The following is a 3,453-nucleotide window of genomic DNA, read 5'->3' as shown; positions in this document are numbered from 1 at the left end:
TCGTCAGGTGGAGTTGGTGCAACGGGCGTACCCCGGAACGCTCGTCTCTGGCGATACCGGCGCTGACCGCATCGCGCCGTGGCGCGTCGTGACGGGCGCGCGCGTGTACTCGCACATAGGGCTCGACCTCGCCTCGCTCGGCTTCGCGGAGGCGAGTCCCGATGAGGCGACGCTCACGCTGGTCGTTCCGGCAGACCCGACCATCTGGGCGACCTCCGCCGCGTGGGTCGAAGCTCGAACAGCGCCCGCCGGTACCGCGGATCCGCTGATCATCGCCCATGACGTGATGCGCACCGGCGGTTCCGACGTCGCGGACGCGGTCGAACAACTCCACGACCAGGTGTTCGAGGCATGGCATCGGTGATCCGGCGCGCCGTCGAGACCGTCTCGACCTCGCGGGCCGACGACCTGGCATTTCACGCACTCGCGAGGGCTACTGATCGAGCAAGCGGGCGGCGTACGCGTTCAGGCTGGTGCCGTGCCGCAGCGCTTCGGTCGCCAGCTTGCGGTGAACCTCTGGATCAACGCGGAGGTTCACTCGTCCGGAGTATGAACGGTCCGCAAGCGGCTCCGGGACTTCTTCACCGGACTCGAGCATGTCATCGATCACGGACGTGACGATCGCTTCGAGCCCGCGGAGCGCCTCGATCTGGGTGGAGGCCAACCATGACAGGGAGGGGAACTCGGCGATGGTGGCTACGAACTCTCCATCCGCTGCGCTCCATTCGACGGAGTAGCGGTAGTGCTCGACTGCCGGTCGTTCGATGGTGCTGTTCACTGAAGCCACACAAGAATGGTGCCAGAACTGGCACCATGCTTCAAGCGTGTCGGGTCGCGAGTCAGCGGCTGATGCGCAGGTCGCGCCATCCGAACCCGCCGAGCTTGGGCAGACTCTGACGGATCTGCTCGGCCGTGAACATGCGCCGCGGTAGCAGGTCGTCGGGGACGGATGCCGCGGGCGGTGCGGCATCCGCCACGCCTTCTGCGAGCATCCGCACCTGGGCCTTCGCGACGAGCGGCACCTTCATGGTCCACTCGGTCACCTGCGCGAGCGCCTACTGCGCCCACACCGGCCACGGCACCACGACCACACGACGTCCGACAACGGATGCCACGCGCCGCACCGCCTTCGACAGCAGCAGCTGCTCGGCGCCGACGACCGCGACGGTGGCACGCGGCATCCGCCCGTCGATCGCGGCGACGAGGATGTCCGTGAGGTCGTCGATCGGGATGGGCCGGATGGGCTTCTCGCGGAAGCCGACGGTCGCGAACACTGGCAGGGTCTGCACGGTGTGGCTGAGGTGGTCGATGAGGTGGTCGCCGCGGCCGTAGATCATGCCGGCCTTGAGGATCGTGTAGTCCAGGCCCGAGTCGCGGATCAGCTCTTCGGCCGCCCATTTCGACTCGTGGTACGGCGATCCACAGTCGGGCCGCGCCCGCAGAAAGCTCAGCATGATGACCTTGCGCACCCCGGCGCGCTTGGCCGCTTCGATCACGTTCGCGGTGCCCTCGATGTGCACCGCTGGTAAGTCTGGTCGCCGATCTGCCGGTTGATGCCCGCGCAATGCGCGACGACCTCGCACCCCTCGAACCCCCGTGCGAGCGCGTCGACATCACTGGTGTCGACGCCGGTTCGCCTGGAGATGACGACGGATGCCTCGGGCCCGAGCCGTTCGGCCAGGTGGCGTCCGACGAATCCGGTGCCGCCGGTGATCGCGGTGCGAGGGTGGTGGGTCATGATTCGGATGCTAAGGGAATCGTGCCCACGACCGGGGCGGACAATTCAGCGATCCCGTGGGTTTCGCTTGATAACTTTGCAGACAAATGCATATGCACGATTATACTGAGGAGATGGATGTCACCACGGATGCCGCCATCGACCTGCTGCAGCGGGCTGGCACGGCGGTGCGCGTCGAGAGCGTCGGCGATCTCGACCTCGACGGCATTCCGGTCGAGGTGAAAGTACGAACACGGCCGACACCATCCGACCTTCGGCGCGAACTCTCGCGGCGGCGCCATCGGGGGGCCACCGGCAAGCTCGCATACGTCGTGCCGCGGGCGACGCCGTCGCTGGTGTCCGTGGCAGTGCAGGAGCCGACGGTCGTCCTGATCGGTGTCGACGACGCGACGCTGGTCAATGACGGCACCTTGGTGCGATTGGGCAACTCGCTCGTCGCGGAGCGCCGCCCGGCTCCGGCACGCGTCGCCTGGGGTCGCTTCGCCCTCATCCGCTCGCTCCTTCGCACGCCCGAGCCGCGCACGCAACGGCAACTCGCGAGCGAGTCGGGCATCACGCAGGCAGCCGTGTCGAAGGGGCTCCATGAGATCGGCGAGGCCGCGCTCGCCGCGAGGCGTGGCTCCTTGCCCGCCGCGGAGCTACTCTGGGCGAGGTTCCTCGAGGAGTATCCAGGTGCGCGCGGCATCCGTTCGCACTGGTATTCGCTCGATTCGCCGGTTCGTCAGGTGGAGTTGGTGCAACGGGCGTACCCCGGAACGCTCGTCTCTGGCGATACCGGCGCTGACCGCATCGCGCCGTGGCGCGTCGTGACGGGCGCGCGCGTCTACTCCCACGCAGGCCTCGACCTCGCCTCGCTCGGCTTCGCCGAGGCGAGCCCCGATGAGGCGACGCTCACGCTGGTCGTTCCGGCAGACCCGACCATCTGGGCGACCTCCGCCGCGTGGGTCGAAGCTCGAACAGCGCCCGCCGGTACCGCGGATCCGCTGATCATCGCCCATGACGTGATGCGCACCGGCGGTTCCGACGTCGCGGACGCGGTCGAACGACTCCACGACCAGGTGTTCGAGGCATGGCATCGGTGATCCGGCGCGCCGTCGAGACCGTCTCGACCTCACGGGCCGACGACCTGGCATTTCATGCACTCGCGGATGTCTCCGGCATTCTCGAGAAGGTCGAGGACGCGCGGATCGTGGGCGGCCAGATGGTCGCACTGCTGCTCGACGCCTTCCCCTCGGCAGGTGTCGTTCCCAGACGGACCGCTGACGCGGACGCAGCGGTCTCGACGATGGTCGCGGGCAGCGGGATCCTGCATCAGGAGCTCACGGCGGCTGGCTACCAGGCGACTGCAGGCAACAACTACCGTCGCTCCGGCCGCAGCATCGATGTCTTGATCCCGGCACCTGCGGGGCACTTCATTCGGCAGGAGCAGGGCGGCCGTGCGTTCGACGCGGCACCGGGTATTCGGCTGGCGCTGGCGGCCGAACCGATCATCGTCGATGCGAACGTGACGATGCTCGATGGATCGCTGCTGTCGTTCACGGCCCGCGTGCCTTCGCCCGAGGTTGCCGTCATCTTGAAGGCATACGCGATACAAGGTCGATTCGCCGCGAAGTGGCGCGTAGCGTGAGTTGGTACTGGTGGTCCAGCGATCTGGTACCGGCGTTCTGGGGGGATGGTACCGGCTCTGGGGTGGTGCTGGTGAGCCGGCACCATCG

At 67.6% G+C, this 3,453-nt stretch carries 6 protein-coding genes and 1 pseudogene; 3 read left to right on the top strand and 4 right to left on the bottom strand.

Going from position 1 to position 3,453, the window contains the following annotated elements; all coding sequences use genetic code 11:
* A pseudogene (locus IEX31_RS18250) lies at nt 1-364 on the top strand (hypothetical protein); the annotation flags it as partial.
* Nucleotides 365-433: 69 nt separating this feature from the next.
* Here the strand turns inward: IEX31_RS18250 and IEX31_RS18245 are convergent.
* From IEX31_RS18245 to IEX31_RS19165, 4 genes are all read right to left on the bottom strand, one after another.
* A complete protein-coding gene (locus IEX31_RS18245; protein ID WP_229662493.1) occupies nt 434-778 on the bottom strand; it encodes a type II toxin-antitoxin system HicB family antitoxin in 345 nt (114 codons plus the stop codon).
* A 61-nt stretch (nt 779-839) separates the two neighbouring features.
* A complete protein-coding gene (locus IEX31_RS19175) occupies nt 840-1,043 on the bottom strand; it encodes a hypothetical protein (RefSeq protein WP_229662492.1) in 204 nt (67 codons plus the stop codon).
* A 12-nt stretch (nt 1,044-1,055) separates the two neighbouring features.
* On the bottom strand, nt 1,056-1,520 hold the full coding sequence (locus tag IEX31_RS19170) for an SDR family oxidoreductase (protein WP_229662491.1): 465 nt from the start codon (nt 1,518-1,520) through the stop codon (nt 1,056-1,058).
* Nucleotides 1,493-1,738: an NAD-dependent epimerase/dehydratase family protein gene (locus tag IEX31_RS19165; protein ID WP_229662490.1), complete on the bottom strand. Its 246-nt coding sequence runs from the start codon at nt 1,736-1,738 to the stop codon at nt 1,493-1,495. Before IEX31_RS19165 ends, IEX31_RS19170 begins: the two co-directional genes overlap by 28 nt.
* A gap of 113 nt (nt 1,739-1,851) precedes the next feature.
* Between IEX31_RS19165 and IEX31_RS18235 the strand changes: the two genes are divergently transcribed.
* Both IEX31_RS18235 and IEX31_RS18230 read left to right on the top strand, forming a co-directional pair.
* Nucleotides 1,852-2,820 carry a hypothetical protein gene (locus tag IEX31_RS18235; RefSeq protein WP_188744814.1) on the top strand — a complete coding sequence of 323 codons (969 nt, stop codon included), beginning with the start codon at nt 1,852-1,854 and terminating at the stop codon, nt 2,818-2,820.
* Between the two features lie 107 nt (nt 2,821-2,927).
* A complete protein-coding gene (locus tag IEX31_RS18230; RefSeq protein WP_188744813.1) occupies nt 2,928-3,365 on the top strand; it encodes a hypothetical protein in 438 nt (145 codons plus the stop codon).
* Nucleotides 3,366-3,453: the final 88 nt, after the last annotated feature.

The sequence above is a fragment of the Agromyces bauzanensis genome, assembly GCF_014645655.1.
Classification (GTDB): domain Bacteria; phylum Actinomycetota; class Actinomycetes; order Actinomycetales; family Microbacteriaceae; genus Agromyces; species Agromyces bauzanensis.
The sequence above is the reverse complement of the archived record's forward strand: the minus strand, read 5'-3'. Positions and strand labels throughout refer to the sequence as shown.